Source organism: Aquibacillus saliphilus, from assembly GCF_020404745.1.
GTDB lineage: Bacteria > Bacillota > Bacilli > Bacillales > Amphibacillaceae > Aquibacillus > Aquibacillus saliphilus.
The window spans coordinates 18,841-37,729 of the sequence record NZ_JAIZAP010000008.1 but is presented as its reverse complement, the minus strand read 5'-3'; the positions used below and the strand labels follow the sequence as shown (position 1 = coordinate 37,729).

The window sequence follows — 18,889 nt, the reverse complement described above, 5'->3', positions numbered from 1 at the left end:
GCTCTCTAATGTTAGGGAATTACTTTACTACTTCATTCTTTCAATGCTTTTTGATTTTTTATTGTGATATATTAATATCACAAATTAATATATATTGCAATAAATCTGTCGCAATTCCCTCTCTTATTTGACGTTTATGATATAATATAGATTGATATTTAGGAGGTTTTAACATGGATTTTAAAGCACTTATTCATAGATATATAACTAACTTAAAAACATGGTGGAAAAACGGAAAATTTCAAACAGGTTATCGAATAACATACGATGTAATTTGGAATGTTGTCTTATTCTTTATAATTATTGGCGTTGTTGGTTTGTTTTTTGCCGGTGGCGTTGGTGCTGGTTACTTTGCTTCTTTAGTAAAAGATGAACAAGTCAGGGACCGCGCTAGTTTAGAAAAAGATATATATAACTACGAAGAGACGTCAGAAATATATTTTTCTAATAACGTTTATTTAGGAAATATAAGTTCAGATTTATATCGTGAGGAAGTTAAATTGGATCAAGTTTCGGAATATGTAAAAGACGCCATTATTGCTACAGAGGATGAATATTTTGAAACGCATAACGGAATTGTTCCAAAAGCAATTCTTCGTGCTGTTTACCAGGAAGCTTCAAACTCTAATATAAAAACAGGTGGTAGTACATTAACACAACAATTAATTAAAAATCAAATACTAACAAACGAAGTATCCTTTGAAAGAAAAGCTAAAGAAATGCTATTAGCCATGCGTGTTGAACGATTCTTTGATAAGGACGAAATCTTAGAGGCCTATTTAAATATTGTTCCCTTTGGTAGAAATGCAAATGGACAAAACATTGCTGGTATTCAAACAGCAGCAAAGGGTATATTCGGAGTTGATGCAAAGGACGTTAACCTTGCTCAGGCGGCATTTATAGCCGGACTGCCACAAAGTCCATCTTCTTATACACCATTTTCAAATGGTGGATCACAAAAGGAGTCAGATGGATTAGAACCAGGTCTGAACCGTATGAAGTCAGTGCTTAGCCGAATGCTTGCCGGTGGGTATATTACTGAATCTGAATACAATGAAGCATCTAACTACGACATCGTAGCAAATCTCACTGAACCTACACCTTCTTCGTTTGAAAAGTATCCTTATCTTACCAATGAAATTAAGGAAAGAGCGACAGAATTAGTGGCTGATGCTTTGGCCAAAGAAGATGGATATACAGATGAAGATATAGAGAACAGTCAAACACTCCAAGAAGAGTATTCAATTCTTGCTGGCAGACAACTAGGAAAAAATGGCTATAAAATTCATTCAACAATAAATAAAGATATATTCGATAAGTTTCAAGAAATAGTAGCGAATTATAACAACTATGGTCCAGACAAAGTTGTTAGAAATAAACAAACTGGTGAAGCTATTATGGTTGAAAATAAGGAAACAGGCGAAATGGAACAATTAGTTGAACCTGTTCAAGTTGGTGGGATTTTAATTGATAATTCAACAGGGCGAATTATTAGTTTTGTCGGTGGAAGAGACTTTGAAATTGAACAGTTAAACCATGCTACAAATGCACCAAGACCAAATGGTAGTACAATGAAGCCATTATTAGTCTATGGACCAGCAATGGAAGCAGGATTTGCTCAACCTGGTTCGATTATTGCAGATACAAAGACTACTTTTTCTGGAGGTTATACCCCTGGAAATTACACAGGACGGTATTATGGATTAGTTTCTACAAGGGAAGCATTGTATAAATCGCACAACGTGTCGGCTGTTAAAACATACGCAAAGATTATTGGAATGGATCCTGCTACAAACTACCTTAAAAAAATGGGCTTCGATAATTTAGTGAAAAATGAAAATCACAATGATCATGTCAACTTATCAACCGCACTTGGTAGTCCGCGGAATGGAGTAACGATAGAAGAGAATACGAACGCTTATGCGACGTTTGGCAATGGTGGAAACTTTGTGGACGCGTATATGATTGAAAAAATAGAAACAGTTGATGGTGAAGTTATCTATCAGCATGAAAGTGAAGAACCAGTTGAAGTATTTACACCTCAAACCAACTATCTTATGATTGACGTCATGCGTGATGTTTTAAGTAGAGGTACGGCAACTGCCGCAAGAGCAAATCTGAAAAATCCAGGTGTTGACTGGGCTGGGAAAACTGGTACATCAAATGATTTTCTTGATACATGGTTTGTTGCAACAAACCCAAATGTTACGATGGGAAGTTGGATGGGATATGATCACAATCAACAACTAAATGACGGTTACAGCGGTAGAAATATCGGACTTTGGTCACAGTTGGTTAATGCAGCAACTGACATTGATCCAGAACTAATGGCTCCGAGTCAAAGTTTTGAGCGTCCCGGTGGTATTGTATCCCGGTCATATTGTGTAACATCAGGAATGTTACCATCCGATCTATGTTCAGAGCTCGGGTTAGTTCAAACTGATTTATTTAACGCTAAGTACGTACCGAATGAACGTGATGATAGTTTAATAAGAGGGCGTTACGTTATGTTAGGTGATAAAGCAGTTGTAGCTGGTGAAAATACACCAGAAGAATTCACCCAAGGTGATGGTGTAGCCTTTAACCCCGAGTGGTTAAAGCGTATGGAATATGATAAATTAGACGATATAAAACAACTGATACCATGGAATGCTAGTGGTGTATGGTCCGATATAGAGGTTCCAAGCACAGCTGATGTTGCCAATGATGGTAATGCCCCGTCGGCACCAAGTGCATTATCAAACTCTGGAAGTGCTCTTAAATGGAATGCATCAGGCAGCAATGATGTTGTTGGATACAGAATTTACAAAGCAAACGAGCCTGAATCAGACTTTAATTTAATTGGGAATACAACGGAACTTGATTTCAACATACCTGACAAAAAAGCAGTATATCGAGTTTCGTCAGTAGATTATTTTGGACAAGAATCATCACCTTCCAAGCCAGTTGTAGTCGGTGATTTTAGTGAACCGAAAGAGCCTGAGGAACCTGAGGAGCCTAAGGAGCCTGAAAAGCCTAAGGAGCCGGAGAAACCTGAAGAACCTGAAGTGCCTGAAGAGCCTGAAAATGAAGATGATAACGGCGGTGATGGCGATAACGGCGATGATGCCGATGACGATCCCAGTAACGACAGCAATAACAATGCTAATAATGAAGAAAACTAACTATCACTATCAGGCAAATATATATGTAGATAAGTACCCTTTACTCAAAATGATGAGTAAAGGGTACTTATCTTTATATCTGAGGCAATTTCATAATTGCAATATCAAGTCATATCCCAACAAGATATTTGGAAAAGATTTAGTCAACTATATGTTGTTGCAATAGCGATAAATAGGTATTATGAAATTGCTTAGTCTAGAAAAAGATTCCAATATTACTTACAACTTCCATTTAATTTTGTATAATGGAGTTATTAAAGGAAGTTTAACAGGTGGTGTCTATTTGCAACATATAAAAACCTATCAATCCATGAAGTTAGAAACTAGTTCTGGTTCAATTATCATTGAAGGTCCCCTATCTTCCAGTGAGTTGAAGAACTTTACATTTCATGAAAAACTTGAAGCTTTTCGTCCTTCAAAAAAGCAGTTCGAAGCTTTATTAGGAATTGCAGACCTTGAGGAGGGTCGGATTTTAATCGCTCGATTAAACGATACAATAATCGGATATGTTACCTATCTTTTTCCTGATCCATTGGAAAGATGGTCACATTTTAATATGGAGGATTTATTGGAGTTAGGTGCAATAGAAATAGCTCCTTCATTTAGGGGATATAAACTTGGTTCAGAATTAATAAGGTTGTCAATGCTCGATGAGATGATGGATAACTACATTATTATTTCAACAGAGTACTATTGGCATTGGGATCTAAAAGAGACACAGCTTAGTATTTGGAACTATCGAAAGGTAATGGAAAAGATGATGAGTTCAGGCGGGTTGACTCCTGCGCCCACGGATGATCCAGAAATTATTTCACATCCTGCAAACTGCCTGATGGTGAGAATCGGTCAAAATGTAACCGATTCATCAATTGAAAAATTTGATCGTTTACGCTTTTTAGATCGCGAAAAATTTCGTTCATTAAGGAAGGGGTTTTAGAGTTGTTAGTCAAGGAAATAATGAAAACTAATGTATTTACACTTCCTCCAGATGCGCCTATATCTGAGGCAATCAAGCTTCTTAATGATAATCACATTCGACATATCCCAATAATAGATAAGGATAAAAAAGTTATTGGAATCGTTTCTGATCGCGATGTTCGAGATGCTAGTCCATCGATTTTCACTAAACAGGTAGACCCAAAAGAATTAAAGAATGCTATAAAAACGATTATGAGTTCTCCTGTTGTTACTGTTCACCCATTAGATTTTGTAGAAGAAATTGCTGCTATTTTTTACGAAGAAGAGTTTGCATGTGTACCTGTTGTACAAGATGATATATTGGTAGGAATTATTACTGAGAAAGATATGTTATACACATTAATTCAACTAACAGGAACCCATGTCCAAGGCTCACAAATTGAAATAAAGGTTCCAAATAGAATAGGAATTTTACCCGAGGTTACTTCCATTTTCGGAAAGAGAAAAGTACAAATTACTTCAGTATTAGTTTACCCTTATAAGGATGACTCGAGCTACAAAGTCCTTGTTTTTCGAGTTCAAACAATGAATCCCCTACCGATAATTAACGACTTAAAAGCTCATAATCACCATGTTTTATGGCCAAATACATCGGAGACTGAATGATGACCATGAACTGTAATGCAACTTTCATTTACTCCGAAGAGTTTGAAAAATACCGTTTTAATGATGACCATCCTTTCAATCAAACTAGAGTAGCAATGACTAAAGATATATTAGAGTCTGAAAATAAGCTAGATAAAGAACAAATCCTACTACCACGAAAAGCTACAGATGAAGAACTTTCCTTGTTTCATGATCCAAGCTATATTGATGCTGTTAAGAGAGCCAGTGTTGGAAATTTAACTGAGGATGAAGGATTTGAATTTGGACTTGCAACAGAAGATACACCAATTTTTGCTAATATGCATGATGCCGCTTCACTATTAGTTGGTGGCACACTTACTGCGGTCGATGCAGTACTACAAGGGAAATCAGAACATGCTCTGAATTTAGGTGGTGGTCTTCATCATGGCTTTAAACGAAAAGCTTCAGGCTTTTGCATATACAATGATGGTGCAATTGCAATTAAATACATCAGACAAAAGTATAATCTTCGAGTATTATATGTAGATACGGATGCTCATCATGGTGATGGAGTTCAATGGGCATTTTATGATGACTCTGAGGTGTGCACACTGTCTATTCATGAGACTGGAAGGTATTTGTTCCCTGGAACAGGAAATATCAATGAGCGTGGCTTAAAAGCAGGATATGGCTACTCATTTAATTTACCTATTGATGCGTTTACAGAAGATGAATCCTTTATGGAAGTTTATGAATCTGCTTTTAGAGAGGTTGTAGAATATTTCAAGCCAGATGTTATCGTAACACAAAATGGCGCGGACTCTCATTCTTTTGATCCATTAACACATTTATCATCAACAATGAAAACATATGAGTATATTCCATTATTAGCACATGAATTAGCCCACGAATACTGTAATGGGAAGTGGATCGCCTTGGGCGGTGGCGGATACGACATTTGGCGTGTAGTACCCAGGGCGTGGGCTCAAATTTGGAATGTAATGACATCAAATAAGATTTTTACTGGTGACTTACCGACTGATTGGATTACAAAATGGGAGGGGAAATCTCCTGTTAGTTTACCCTCTACTTGGCATGATCCAGAAGGTATCTATAAGATTATTCCTAGAAAAGCAGAGATTACAGAGAAAAACAGAAAAATGCTTGATAAGGCACTTCAGTTTACAAGAAACAAGATGAAATTTAGCAACTAAACTAGTTCGGTACGTATGTAAGCTAAAATACTCCCAATGCAAGCAGTTTTGCAGGGGGAGTATTTTTAATCTTCTGTATCTAATTCTAATATCACAAATTCAACTCTTCTATTTTTGCTCCAATTTTCAGATGAATTGTTCTCAGCAACCGGCTTTGTATTACCATACCCAACAGCGATAAAACGTGTATCTTCTATATTACTACTATCAATTACATAACGAATAACACTACTCGCCCTGGCACCAGATAGTTCCCAGTTAGAAGGGTAGAGATAACTAGAAATCGGACGATCATCCGTATGGCCTTCTACTCTTACTTTGTTTGGTATATTACTTAATAACGCACCTACTTTATCTAGGAATGGTTCTCCGGTATCAAGTATATTTGCTTTTGCTGATTCAAACAATAATTTTTCTTGTAAAATTAGAACAACGCCCTGATCAGTACGATTTGCACTAATTACATTATTCAATTGGTTTTCATCTAGAAATGCTTCGACTTCTTCTAGTAGATTCCCGAGAGAATCTTCTTGTTGACTACCTGTTTGATTATTATCTTGCTGTTTGCTTGACTCCTCAGGAGCATTTTTATAATCAGTTGAACCCTCATTTTTCTTTTGTACATCAGTATGCTCTGTAGGGTTTTCCATTGGAACCGGTGAAGGATAATAATCGAAAATCATCCGATTGCGAAATGATTCAGAAATCGCTTGAAATTTTACTAGATCAATTTGAGACATGGAAAACAGTAAAATAAAAAATACCAATATTAGCGTCACCATATCAGCATATGTAACCATCCATTTGGGAGAACCTTTATCAATACGCTTTTTCTTTCTAAGCTTCATTGATAGTTTCCTCCATATACTCTTCTTCTGAATCTTTTTTCGTCATCTCTTTTGATAGAAATGCACTTAATTTCTCTTTTAATATTCTCGGATTCTGTCCTGACTGAACTCCAATAACACCCTCAATTACAATCTGTTTCAAGAAAATTTCTTCATTTGTCTTATTCTCTAGCTTCCCTGCCATCGGGATAAAGACTAGATTTGCTAATACTGTACCGTAAAAGGTGGTCAACAATGCTACGGCCATATTCGGACCGAGCGTAGTTGGATCTGTCAAATTATTTAGCATTAGCACTAAACCAATCAGAGTTCCAATCATTCCCCAAGCTGGTGCATACTCCCCAGCCTTTTCGATTATTGCTCTACCACTTTGATGTCTTTCCTCCATAGCAGTAATTTCAGCACTCATAATATCATTAATTACTTCCGGTTCAATACCATCGACTGCCAATAAAACTCCTTTGTTAATAAATGGATCAGTTACATCGTCCAGTTCATTTTCTAATGCTAATAAGCCTTCTCTACGAGCTCTTTCAGATAACCGAACAAATAATTCAATTAAATCATTAAGACTTTGTTCATTTTTGTTAAACGCTTCTTTGACAACATGGCGAGTAAGCTTAATTTGTTCTAAGTTAAAGTTAATTAAAAGGGCTGCAAAAAGCCCTCCTATAACTATTAGGATAGAAGAAAGCTGCAGAAAAGATAGAAACCCGCCGCTACCACCACTTGAAAGGATACCAAACATTAGCATGACAAAACCTAGTGTGATTCCAATTGGAGTCAAAATATCTCTTTTTTTCATAATCTCTCTCCCTAGCTGTTGAACAAACTTGGGTCAAGGGGATTATTGCACCAAGAATTTGTTGTTTAATAATATCTATTCTTGTATTAGTATCGGCATATTATTTATTTTGTTGAGTTTCTTTCGATAATTCGATGAGGTAAGATTACATTTTGCTCTTCTACTTCCTCTTTACTCATATATTTAGTTAATAATCTCATCGCAACTGCACCAATATCATACATCGGTTGGACGACCGTAGAAAGAGTAGGTCGAATCATTGTAGCAAGTCTAGTGTTATCAAATCCAAAAATCTCAACATCGTCCGGTACACTCAAACCCTTATCTTGTATTCCGTGGATAGCTCCGAGAGCCATCTCATCCGATGCTACAAATATAGCTGATATTTTGCTATCAACTTCTAGCAATTGTTCCACAGCTTCTATACCTGAGTCATATGTAAAGTCACCTTTTACAATAAGCTGTTCATTTAGTTCTTGGTTGGTTTCTTTTAAGGCACGAAGATACCCATTATATTTTTGAATACTTATTGCCGTATCCTCTTGACCAGATATATATGCAGGGTGCTTTGTACCATTATCAATTAGTAATTTAGATGCTTCGTATGCTGCTTGTTCATAGTCAATATTAACAGATGGTATTTGCTCAGTCTCATCGATAGTAGCAGCTAGGGCAACTGGTACCGGAGAGCTTTTAAAATGTTGCACATGTTCTTCCGTTACTTTCCCACCCATATATACAATACCATCAACTTGTTTTTCCAACATTGTATTAATTAATTTTAATTCTCGGTCTTTATTTTGGTCTGAATTACTTAATATAATATTATATTTGTACATTGTTGCAATATCGTCAATACCTCTAGCAAGTTCCGAGAAGAATATACTAGATATATCAGGTATGATTACTCCAACTGTAGTAGTCTTCTTACTAGCTAATCCTCTTGCAACTGCATTTGGACGATACCCTAATCGTTCTATTGTGTTTAAAACCTTTTTCCTTGTTGTTGGTTTCACATTTGGATTTCCATTAACCACACGAGAAACCGTCGCCATTGAGACATTAGCTTCTCTAGCTACGTCATATATTGTTATATTCATAACATTCTTACCTCCTAGATTCTATTCAATTTCGTTCTGCTTTTTCATTTATCATACGATACAATTAATTGTTCCGCAACGATTCGACAAATTTCATTATATACCATTTTCATTATATCAACATTCATTTCACTTTCCATTATACCAAATTACTAGGAAAATATTATTTTTTGGGTAAAAAGGACTAATTAAATCGACGATTACAAGTCTTGTTAGTTTATCATAACCAAAAAAGTCCAATAACAAAACAACTAAGTATAAGTTACCTAAGGGAACACAAAAAACGAATCAGTTCTACTGGTAAAAGTCGACTACTCTCATATATGTATTAACACGTTAAAAAGAAAGCCCCCACCTGATCTAAATAGGCAGAAGCTTGTATTATTACCAGTTATTTTTTTAACAATTCCTTCATGAAAGCATCAAAAGTGTCAATATCCATTTGTTGCGCAGCATCAGATAATGCTACAGCAGGATCGGGATGTACTTCAGCCATTACGCCATCTGCTCCGATAGCTAATGCAGCTTTTGCTGCAGGTAGTAAAAGATCCCTTCTACCCGTAGAATGGGTTACATCAACCATTACAGGTAGGTGTGTTTCTTGTTTTAGTATTGGTACAGCTGTGATATCTAATGTGTTTCGTGTTGCTTTCTCATAAGTTCTAATCCCACGTTCACACAATATGATATTTCCATTACCTTTTGAAATAATGTATTCTGCTGCATTTATAAATTCAGCAATTGTCGCTGACATACCTCTTTTTAGCAAGACTGGCTTATCAACTTCACCTGCTGCTTTTAACAATTCAAAGTTTTGCATATTTCTAGCGCCTATTTGAATAACATCAATATATTCAACTGCTTTTTCAATATCAGCAGGATTTACAATTTCACTAACAACAGCTAAATCATATTCGTCTGCTACTCTCTTTAGTATTTTCAATCCTTCAAAACCTAATCCTTGAAAATCATATGGCGAAGTCCTTGGCTTAAAAGCACCACCCCGAAGTAGCTTTAACCCTTGTTTTTTAATCGCTTCTGCAACTTGAGCTACTTGTTCATAGCTCTCAACCGCACAAGGCCCCATAATAAAGTGTTGATTCCCATCACCGAACTTTTCTCCATTAATTTCAATAACTGTATCTTCGGGTTTACTTTTACGTGAAACCAGCAGTTGTTTACTGTGATCATCTTCTTGCAACTCTAGACCCGCTTTAAATATTTCCTTAAAGAGGTGAGTGATTGTTGAATTTTCAAATGGACCACTATTATGCTTAGTGATTAAATTCAACATATCTCGCTCTCGAACAGGATCAAATCGATTAGCACCTTGTTTTTCTTTAACTTGGCCAATGTCCTGTACGAGCTCTGCCCGACTATTTATTAAATCCAAAATTTCAAGATTAACCTGATCTAATTTTCCGCGTAACTGATCCAATTGTTCATTACTCATTTAAAATTACCCCCGGTTTTTTTTATGTTATTGAAAAATATGATATTTTTTAATAATTACGGATAATTATAGCTAAAATAATAGCTCTTGTCACCCGTATGTTTATAATATTTAGTATATTCTTTTTTTAATTTCAAAATTGAAGCGGCATAACCAAATTTTCGATAATGGATTTTCACACTCAATAGTAGATGAATCAGCAAATAGAGTATTGCAACAAATTAATATAAATTAAATTTCTATGTCACTTCTAGTAATGGACATGACCTAACCTTTTCAAAAATCATCCATACAAAAAAGCTATTTGAACAATTACTGTCCAAATAGCTATAAATTGGCTTAGGTTAAAGCTTATAAACTAGATTTATCTTCTTCTTGTTGTTTTTCAATTTCATCTGCTGCATCCTCAATCGCTTGTGCAACTTCTTCAGCAGCCTTTTCTGGGTCTTCATCTTTATTTCTCAAATCCTTTACTCTTTCTTGTATAGAATCAGAGGTTTGCTTTACTTTATCACCTATTACTTGTGATTTTTCGGATACATTCTGAGAAAGTTGAGCAGAAGTGTCTTTTGCATAATCCTTCCAGTCAGTTCCTTTTTCATATGCAACATCTTTCCATTCATTAGCACGTTCTTTAACATAACCTGCTCCCTGATTAATGTCACTTCTTAGCTCTTTACCAGCTTTTGGAGCGAAAAGCAATGCGGCAGAAGCACCTACAATTCCTCCGATTAATGAACCAATTAAAAAGTCCTTACTGTTAATGTTTTGATTTTGTTCTTCTTGATTACTCATAGTTTTTCCTCCCAAGATATATTTTTATTATTTTTAACTTTTTCGCTTTTTCCAAAGATCCACAAAAAAGGTTCCCCACTTCATTGCTTGAGCAGTTCTGTCACTTTCTTCTTCTGATACAGTTAATACACTAGAAGATAAGGATCGAATTGAATTATTAAAATCGTTAATTGTATCCCCAATACCTTTAACACTATCTACAACAGTATTCATTTTCACAGATTTATCATTAATATCTTCTGCTAATTTATTTGTCTTGTTTAACAGTGCAGTTGTTTCTACCGTAATACCCTCCATTTGCTTTTCAAGACCTTCTAAAGTGTCCGCTACATGTATCAATGTTCGTTGTGTTGCTTTCAAAACTCTTGCTAAATAGATAACAAGCACGGCAAATGCAACTGCTGCAATTAATGCTGCGATATAAAGTAAATTCACCATTTACTTGACCAACTCCTTTTGCTTTATATGATTAGTAGTTCGAGGATACATACACTGCATTTAATAAATGATAACGATATCTTCGTCTTTTATGTAAACTAATGATTGTACAGAACCTTATTAAACATTTACCCCAATGCTATTAAGTTAAACATTTTATAAATTGAACTTTTTTACAGAAATTATACAACTCAAGATAAAATTAGAAACCCATTAGCTTTCTTTAATGATAACACACATGACACACATTACTAAATAAACAAACCTTGACAATTTCCAAGTATTTCTATATAAAGCATTTAGTCTTTAAAGAATAAGTTAACTGCTTACATTACTATTCGATTAAATTTGGTTATAAAAAAAGAAGGTAAGTTACCTTCTTTTTTTTATCTTACTTAATTATTTCTATATTTAATAGCTATATACCTTTAATTACAAAAATAAATTATATTTTTCTTATAAGTTCTTTAATTTATTTTCATACGCCTGCTGGAATTTCGGAATATCACCAGCACCCATAAAAATAAGTACACTATCCTTATGTTTTTTCAATACTTCTGTATGATCGATATCTATGATGTTACAATTATCAATTAAATCTTTTAAATCATTTATAGTTAGCTTCCCATCTGATTCACGTGCAGAACCAAAAATATCGCACAGATAAATGTGATCGGCCAATTCAAGACTCTCAGCAAACTCCTGCAAAAACGTCTTTGTTCTAGTAAACGTATGTGGCTGAAAAATTGCAATTACTGACTTGGATGGGTATTTCTTCCTGGCAGAATCAACCGTAGCCTCAATTTCTTTTGGATGATGCGCATAATCATCAATTAGAATTTGATTCCCAACTACTTTCTCAGTAAACCTTCGCTTAACGCCTTTAAATGAATGGATTTTCTTGATATCTTCTGCTTCCATTCCTTCATAATGACAAATAGCAATAACTGCTAATGCGTTCAGTACACTATGATTACCATAGGTCGGGATAGTAAAAGTATCGTAATAAGTATTCCTTACAAATACATCAAAGGTAGTTCCTCCGTCACTTTCAAATACATTCTGTGCTTGAAAATCATTCGTATCAGAGAAACCATAATACATTACTGGTACCTTTGCTTGGATGCGTTGTAAGTACTCATCATCGCCACAAGCAATAATTCCCTTTTTAACGCGATCTGACATTTCTTGAAAAGACTGGAAGACGTCATCAATATTTTCAAAATAATCAGGATGATCAAAATCAATATTCGTCATAATAGCATAGTCTGGTTCATACTTAAGAAAATGTCTTCGGTATTCACATGCTTCAAACACGAAATAACTACTATCGACATGCCCCATTCCTGTGCCATCACCAATTAAATAAGAAATTGAAAATGTTTGGTTCAAGACATGTGCTAATAATCCTGTAGTCGAAGTTTTTCCGTGTGCTCCAGTTACTGCTATACTTGTATATTGCTTTAACCATTCGCCTAAAAATTCGTGATATCTAAAAAATGGAAGGCCTTGACGCTTCGCTTCAATTATTTCCTCGTGATCATCACTAAATGCATTACCTGCAATTATTGTTAATCCTTCTTCGATGTTATTCTTTGAAAAAGGGAGAATAGGGATATTTTTTTCCTCAAGTACTTCCTGAGTGAAAAATACCTTTTCTACATCTGAACCTTGTACTTTTTCTCCAGAATCATTAAGAATTTGTGCTAATGCACTCATTCCAGTCCCTTTAATACCAATGAAATGGTAAGTTGTCATAAACAAGAACCTCCAAAAAATGGGTGATTTACTCTACATTATTGATAACATTCGTTAACTATTTAATCATTATAGCAAATCGAATCTACTAGTTGAATAACCCTGTTAAATTTCTTTTATTATCTTCTTTAATCATTCATTATTTATTTATTGTATTCGACTTTCTCAAGACGTGGATTAGATCGATATTGTCTACCTTCTTTAGCCTGATGAATTCCGTTAAGTAAAACATTGTCCCCAGTGAAGCCAATATGAACGTTCAAAAGATTTCTTCCAACCCCATACATATCAATCGGTACATTTAATGTTTCAAATTCACGAATTCGTCCCTCAGTAAATCCACCACTTGCAATGATCTTCACATGGCCGAATCCTTCTTGGTCCAGCGCTTTTCTTAATGCAAATACTAATTCAGGGTTTACACCTCTAGGATCAAATGTACCCATTAAATGCTGATTTCTCAGGAAATATTTATCAACCATATTTTTAGATGTATCGATCCGAACACCTTTTAACTCTTCTTTGAATACTCGAGCTACTTTTAGTGAATCTGAAATAACGTCATTATTGTAATCAACTAATACCATCAATTCATCATTTGGATAGATTTCCTTATATGCTTTTGAAGCTGCGACTACATCCCCTTCGAACATTTGAATCATTGCATGGGGCATCGTACCCATTCCTTGTTTTCCCCACCACTCATTCATAGCATGTGTTGCTTGAGCAGTAGATCCACCAATAAATGCAGCATAACCATCTCCAGCTTGTTGGGTATAATGATCATCTCTATCTCCCATAAAAATAATTGGTTTTTGTTTTCCTGATGTTCTCGCGGCTTTTACCACATTATATACATTCGTAGCGACAGACGTTCTTCTGGCCAAAATACCATCAATTATACCTTCTAAATAGCCAAAATACTGATATGGTCCAGTTACAGTCAATACTGTTTCATAAGGATTTATTTTATCTCCATCCTTAAGCGAATGTATTTCTAATTTTTCTGGGTTTTTGGCAAAGGTATGTAACAAAGCTATAGCTTCATCTGTACCACATAAAACAGCCTGATTTTTCTGAAAAAATTGCATGGTAATTTCATTATTTGGGATAACTTTTTCAGCAATCTCCTTTGTTTTCAGAAAATAGACTGCAGAAAACCACCCTTCCTTTATCCGTTCATCAAATTTAAATGTTTTATTTGTAAGTCGCTTAATTTGTCCATTTAATTTTAGAGTGATTTCTTTCATACAATAGCTCCTATCTCTCTTCATACACAGCTCACTAAATTTCAAAGTAAGATAATTTCTATGATTAATAGTTATTGTCTATCATATAAGAATAGTCGAACATCGACAAGTTATTTCACACATGTGTATAAAAACATTCTGAGCATACCAATTGTTCTTGCCATGTATGACAAGAACAATTGCTGTGTGTAATACTACTTTTTTACTATCTCACTTCAAATATCTCATATTTAGTCATTAGAAGACGATTTATCTACCTGTTGACGCTGGATGAATTAACTCGTCAACATCTGATTTTGATATAAGTACATCACGTGGTTTACTACCCTTTTGATCTGAGATAATACCATTTGCCTGCATATGATCAATTAACCTCGCTGCCCTATTATATCCTATCTTAAATCTACGCTGAAGTAAGGAAGCACTTGCTCCATTTTGTTGCGAAACAAATTCGATAGCCTCTAGATATATTTCATCCTCTTCTTCCTCTGTAGTTAACTGCTGGAGTAATTGCTCCTGTTCAAATAGATAGTTCGGAGGAGCTTGTTTTTTAGCGAAATTGGTTACTCTTTCTATTTCATCATCAGAGACAAACGCCCCTTGAATTCTAATTGCTTGTCTTACTCCGTTTTCTAAGAACAACATATCGCCCTTACCGAGTAATTTTTCAGCCCCACTTGTATCAAGAATTGTTCTAGAATCAACCTGTGAAGAGACACTAAACGCAATCCTAGTTGGAATATTTGCTTTAATTAAGCCTGTAATAACATCTACTGATGGTCGTTGAGTAGCTAACAATAAATGAATGCCACATGCTCTTGCCTTTTGAGCTATTCTACATATTGCATCCTCAACATCTTGTGGGGATACCATCATTAAATCAGCCAGTTCATCAATTACAATTACAAGGTATGGTAATTTATCCTCTTTTCGATTCTGCTTTAACATCTTCTCATTATAGCGTTCAATGTCACGAGCGCCTTCACGTACAAATTTTTCATAACGCTCTTCCATTTCAGCAACTGCCCACTTCAAAGCGGCAGTTGCAGCTTTCACATCTGTAATTACTGGTGAAACTAGATGTGGAAGACCGTTGTATGGAGCTAATTCGACCATTTTAGGGTCTATTAGTAAAAATCGTACATCTTCATGACTAGCTTTATAAAGTAAACTTATTAGGATTGTATTGATGCATACACTTTTACCTGAACCTGTTGCACCTGCGATTAACCCGTGTGGCATCTTTTTCAAATTAGTTACTTTTGCTCTCCCCGCTATATCTAACCCTAGGGCAACTAGTAATGAGGTTGAATCATCTTGAAAGACCTTCGCTTCAAATATCTCCTGCAAACCAACAGCTTGAGAGACAGGGTTAGGAATCTCTATACCAATTGTATTTTTACCTGGGATTGGTGCTTCCATTCTAATTTCTTTTGCTGACATGTTTAATTTAATATCGTCACTCAAGTTTTTTATTTTACTAACCTTCACACCGGGATCAGGTTGGATTTCGAAACGAGTAATCGATGGCCCACTCATAGCATTAACTACCTTTGCTCGAACATGAAATTGTTTCAAGGTAGTCTCTAATAACTCTGATTGTTCTATAACCCAGGAATCATCTTCATTTGTACGTTCTAATTGATCACTCAACAAATGTAATGGAGGCCTGAAATCTCTTACCACATTAGTTTTCTCATACTTTTTTTCTATCTGATTCGGTTGTTGTATTTGAGTTCTATTCTGTTCAATCCTAGTTTTTTTATCTCTAGGTGTCATAATTACATTAAAAGGAACAGATTTTTTGTTACTATGGGAAGTTCTGTCAGAATTAGCTGAGTTACTAATTGTGTTTTTTTCAAGTTCTCTCGTATGAGTAGTGTCATCTTGATCTTCTTTAATCTCAAGACTCGTTAATTGGTTGTCTGGCTTACTTTCATCTTCATTGGTAGTTAATCTTTCACTCTCTTTTGAAGTTGCTTCTTCTTTTTTTTCTAGTTCACTCTTATGAGTAGTGTCATCTTGAACTTCTTTAATCTCAGCATTTGTTAATTGGCTGTTTGACTTACCTTCATCTTCATTGGTAGTTAATTTTTCACTCTCGTTTGAAGTTACTTCTTCTTTTTTTTGAGAGTCGATTACTGACTCGTCGTTAACCATTTCCATACTTAATGTTTCATTATTTGAATAAGATGAAACGTCAGGCATTTCATTCTTCACTAGCGGTAACTTTTCATCTTTTTCATTTTCAATTTGCAGCTTTTCTTTTCGTAAATAGGCAGGTATCTTTTCTATTTCCTTAGCTTTATTCGACATAGCTCTTTTATTAAAACCATGCACTGGTGATGGTACATCTGTTGGCTCAAATTTCTTCTTTTCTGGTTCTGCCTTATTATTTCTTGAATTTGTTTTCTCTATTTTGAAATCATTCTTTTCCTGTTCTCTTTGGCTTGGAGCACTTTTATACCGTTGTTTTTTTTCTTCTTGAGACTTATCTGGGATGGCAGGAAAATTAAATGACCTGTCACTAGGATATCTGTAAGCCATTCTAGTATGTAAACTGTTGTTATCTCTGCCTTCTACCTTGCTAGTTGAGTCTTCTTCTGATTCAGTTACGTCAGTATCAAATAACTCTTTTAGCTTATTCTTAAATTGTTTCCACATAATCTTCCACACTTTCTATCAATTTCTATCTTAATAGTATTCTAACAGTTTATTTACATCCTTGGGATAAATAATATGGATTAAAGAAGGATTAAGCTACAACCCGGTCCAAAATACCTTGTAACCATGATGATTTTTTCTTTTGAGAATTTGCCTCATTAAATAAACCTTTGTCAAGTTAATCTTATGACAAAGGTTTATCCTTTTAAAATTCAAATGGTTGTCCAGAATGATAGCTATCATCCAAAACATATATTCCTTTTTCTTTGGGAGCATCCGGAAGTCCAAGTTCTTTTTGAGAGCAAATCATACCTTTTGATTCCACTCCTCTTAGTTCTGTCGGCTTGATTTCCATGCCACTTGGCATAATAGCACCTACTTTTGCCACTACTACTTTTTGATTTTTTTCGATATTAGGTGCGCCACAAACAATTTGTAATGTTTCATTACCAATATCTACCATACAAACACTTAGTTTATCTGCATTTTCATGTGGTTTTTTTTCTGCTACATAGCCAACTACGAACTTCGGTGTAATATCAACTGTTAAAGAATCTTCCAGACCATTTGTCTTAAAGAGAAGTTTTATATCGTCCAATAAATCATTCGTTAGAGTTATTTTACCCGTTTCATTTAAACGAAAGTATTTAGATGCATTAAAGATATTATACCCAAGGACCGTCTCATCTTCTTTATTAATAATCTTAACTACATCGCCATATTTCTCATAACCGGTTGTGTACCTTTCACCCTGCTTGATAGGAAAAATTAACACATCTCCTATTCCTTTTTCATTATAAAAAACATCCATCTCTTATTCATCCCTTCTGGGTTTACTACTATTAGTAGGTCTATTTTTTGCTAATATAAAGATTGGTTCTAAATGTTTATCCTCATATATAAATGGTAAAGAAGTGATAGGCACCCTACCCTCTGCAAAAAATTTCATCATCATTTGTGCTAAAATGTCATATCCCATATCATTTTGGATATCAGCAATAATCAATACGTCTTGATGTGGAACCGCTACTGCTAATTCACCTTTACTATTTGCCTTCATTTCTTCAAGTAATGATTCATTCAAAATTCTACTAGCATCATAACCATCCTGGCTTGACATAAAATAAAAGTCATTATCAGCTACTCTGTCCTGTTTTACTTTTGATGGTAATGAGCGAATATTAAATATTGAAATTTCCCTTATTCGTTCAATTGTCCATGATTCTTTCTTTAGCATATCTTCATCGATCAATTTATAGGTTTTGCCTAAGTCTAAAGCATAAAATATCCGCGTTTCCGCAGTGTGTTCCGTATATACTAGTTTCAAACCAGCCTTTGTTTTGGTTGGAAAAGAAGTAGAACGAATGACTGGATAAATATTTTTTTCTTCACCAGTTAATTCGTGTTCTTCGTTCATTATTTTCAAGGCTTCTTTAATATGATACTCTAAATCCGCTAAAGCTTCTTCCCCTTTTTGTTCATACTTGGAAATTACATTTGGGATCGTAATTGATATTCCTCGTTTTGTATCTTTCCACTCAACTCGAAAAATGTCTTTATCCCTATTAAAAGAAGTATGCCAATCAGGGTTATTCAATCTCTCATCTAAAATGTTTTTCATTTTTATGCTCGTCATTTTCATAAAACATTCCTCCTTAAGGGAAGAAAATAACTATTATTTATTTTAGCATTATTTATATAAGTTTTAAAACATAGCCTATCTATAAATAACACTTCTCAGCAGGAATTTCAAAAAATACACGCTATAAATTTATTTGAGTAAGTAAAAAACCCTTATCTGTATAGAATAGGGTTTTTTACTTACTCAATTCATAATAATGATTTTTGCAATTGT

General features: G+C 34.8%; 15 protein-coding genes and 1 other annotated feature (1 of these 16 cut by a window edge). Of the genes, 4 read left to right on the top strand and 11 right to left on the bottom strand.

The features are described 5' to 3' along the window. Positions 1–53 (bottom strand) — a binding site (T-box leader); it reaches 156 nt to the left of the window's first position. 120 nt (positions 54–173) lie between these two features. The 4 genes from LD272_RS09650 to LD272_RS09635 all read left to right on the top strand — a co-directional run bounded on the left by LD272_RS09650 (position 174) and on the right by LD272_RS09635 (position 5,923). Beyond that, entirely contained in the window at positions 174–3,164 is a 2,991-nt protein-coding gene (locus LD272_RS09650) for a transglycosylase domain-containing protein (RefSeq protein ID WP_226036402.1), read from the top strand. A gap of 283 nt (positions 3,165–3,447) precedes the next feature. Next, positions 3,448–4,101: a GNAT family N-acetyltransferase gene (locus LD272_RS09645; protein ID WP_226036401.1), complete on the top strand. Its 654-nt coding sequence runs from the start codon at positions 3,448–3,450 to the stop codon at positions 4,099–4,101. Positions 4,102–4,103: 2 nt separating this feature from the next. Continuing rightward, positions 4,104–4,748 (top strand): acetoin utilization AcuB family protein, encoded by a 645-nt coding sequence (locus LD272_RS09640; RefSeq protein WP_226036400.1) that lies wholly within the window; start codon positions 4,104–4,106, stop codon positions 4,746–4,748. 5 nt (positions 4,749–4,753) lie between these two features. Beyond that, the gene (locus tag LD272_RS09635) at positions 4,754–5,923 is read left to right on the top strand and encodes an acetoin utilization protein AcuC (RefSeq protein ID WP_226036548.1); all 1,170 of its coding nucleotides are present in this window, start codon (positions 4,754–4,756) and stop codon (positions 5,921–5,923) included. Positions 5,924–5,988: 65 nt separating this feature from the next. On the opposite strand, the gene motS is transcribed toward LD272_RS09635, so the two are convergent. From motS to LD272_RS09580, 11 genes are all read right to left on the bottom strand, one after another. Further along, positions 5,989–6,771, bottom strand: a complete 783-nt coding sequence (gene motS / locus LD272_RS09630) for a flagellar motor protein MotS (protein WP_226036399.1) — start codon at positions 6,769–6,771, stop codon at positions 5,989–5,991. After that, positions 6,761–7,576, bottom strand: a complete 816-nt coding sequence (gene motP, locus LD272_RS09625) for a flagellar motor protein MotP (RefSeq protein ID WP_226036398.1) — start codon at positions 7,574–7,576, stop codon at positions 6,761–6,763. Before motP ends, motS begins: the two co-directional genes overlap by 11 nt. A gap of 104 nt (positions 7,577–7,680) precedes the next feature. Continuing rightward, complete coding sequence (ccpA, locus tag LD272_RS09620) at positions 7,681–8,676, bottom strand: catabolite control protein A (protein WP_226036397.1); 996 nt, start codon at positions 8,674–8,676, stop codon at positions 7,681–7,683. A gap of 391 nt (positions 8,677–9,067) precedes the next feature. Further along, on the bottom strand, positions 9,068–10,129 hold the full coding sequence (locus LD272_RS09615) for a bifunctional 3-deoxy-7-phosphoheptulonate synthase/chorismate mutase (protein ID WP_226036396.1): 1,062 nt from the start codon (positions 10,127–10,129) through the stop codon (positions 9,068–9,070). Positions 10,130–10,480: 351 nt separating this feature from the next. Next, on the bottom strand, positions 10,481–10,924 hold the full coding sequence (locus LD272_RS09610) for a YtxH domain-containing protein (RefSeq protein ID WP_226036395.1): 444 nt from the start codon (positions 10,922–10,924) through the stop codon (positions 10,481–10,483). Positions 10,925–10,957: 33 nt separating this feature from the next. Then, on the bottom strand, positions 10,958–11,362 hold the full coding sequence (locus LD272_RS09605) for a DUF948 domain-containing protein (RefSeq protein WP_226036394.1): 405 nt from the start codon (positions 11,360–11,362) through the stop codon (positions 10,958–10,960). 456 nt (positions 11,363–11,818) lie between these two features. Further along, on the bottom strand, positions 11,819–13,120 hold the full coding sequence (gene murC, locus LD272_RS09600) for a UDP-N-acetylmuramate--L-alanine ligase (protein WP_226036393.1): 1,302 nt from the start codon (positions 13,118–13,120) through the stop codon (positions 11,819–11,821). Positions 13,121–13,263: 143 nt separating this feature from the next. After that, positions 13,264–14,370, bottom strand: coding sequence for a nicotinate phosphoribosyltransferase (locus LD272_RS09595; RefSeq protein ID WP_226036392.1), 1,107 nt, complete (start codon positions 14,368–14,370; stop codon positions 13,264–13,266). 249 nt (positions 14,371–14,619) lie between these two features. After that, complete coding sequence (locus LD272_RS09590) at positions 14,620–17,034, bottom strand: DNA translocase FtsK (RefSeq protein ID WP_226036391.1); 2,415 nt, start codon at positions 17,032–17,034, stop codon at positions 14,620–14,622. A gap of 205 nt (positions 17,035–17,239) precedes the next feature. Next, positions 17,240–17,845, bottom strand: a complete 606-nt coding sequence (gene ytpR / locus LD272_RS09585; protein WP_226036390.1) for a YtpR family tRNA-binding protein — start codon at positions 17,843–17,845, stop codon at positions 17,240–17,242. 3 nt (positions 17,846–17,848) lie between these two features. Beyond that, positions 17,849–18,676 (bottom strand): DUF1444 domain-containing protein, encoded by an 828-nt coding sequence (locus LD272_RS09580; protein WP_226036389.1) that lies wholly within the window; start codon positions 18,674–18,676, stop codon positions 17,849–17,851. Positions 18,677–18,889 lie beyond the last annotated feature (213 nt).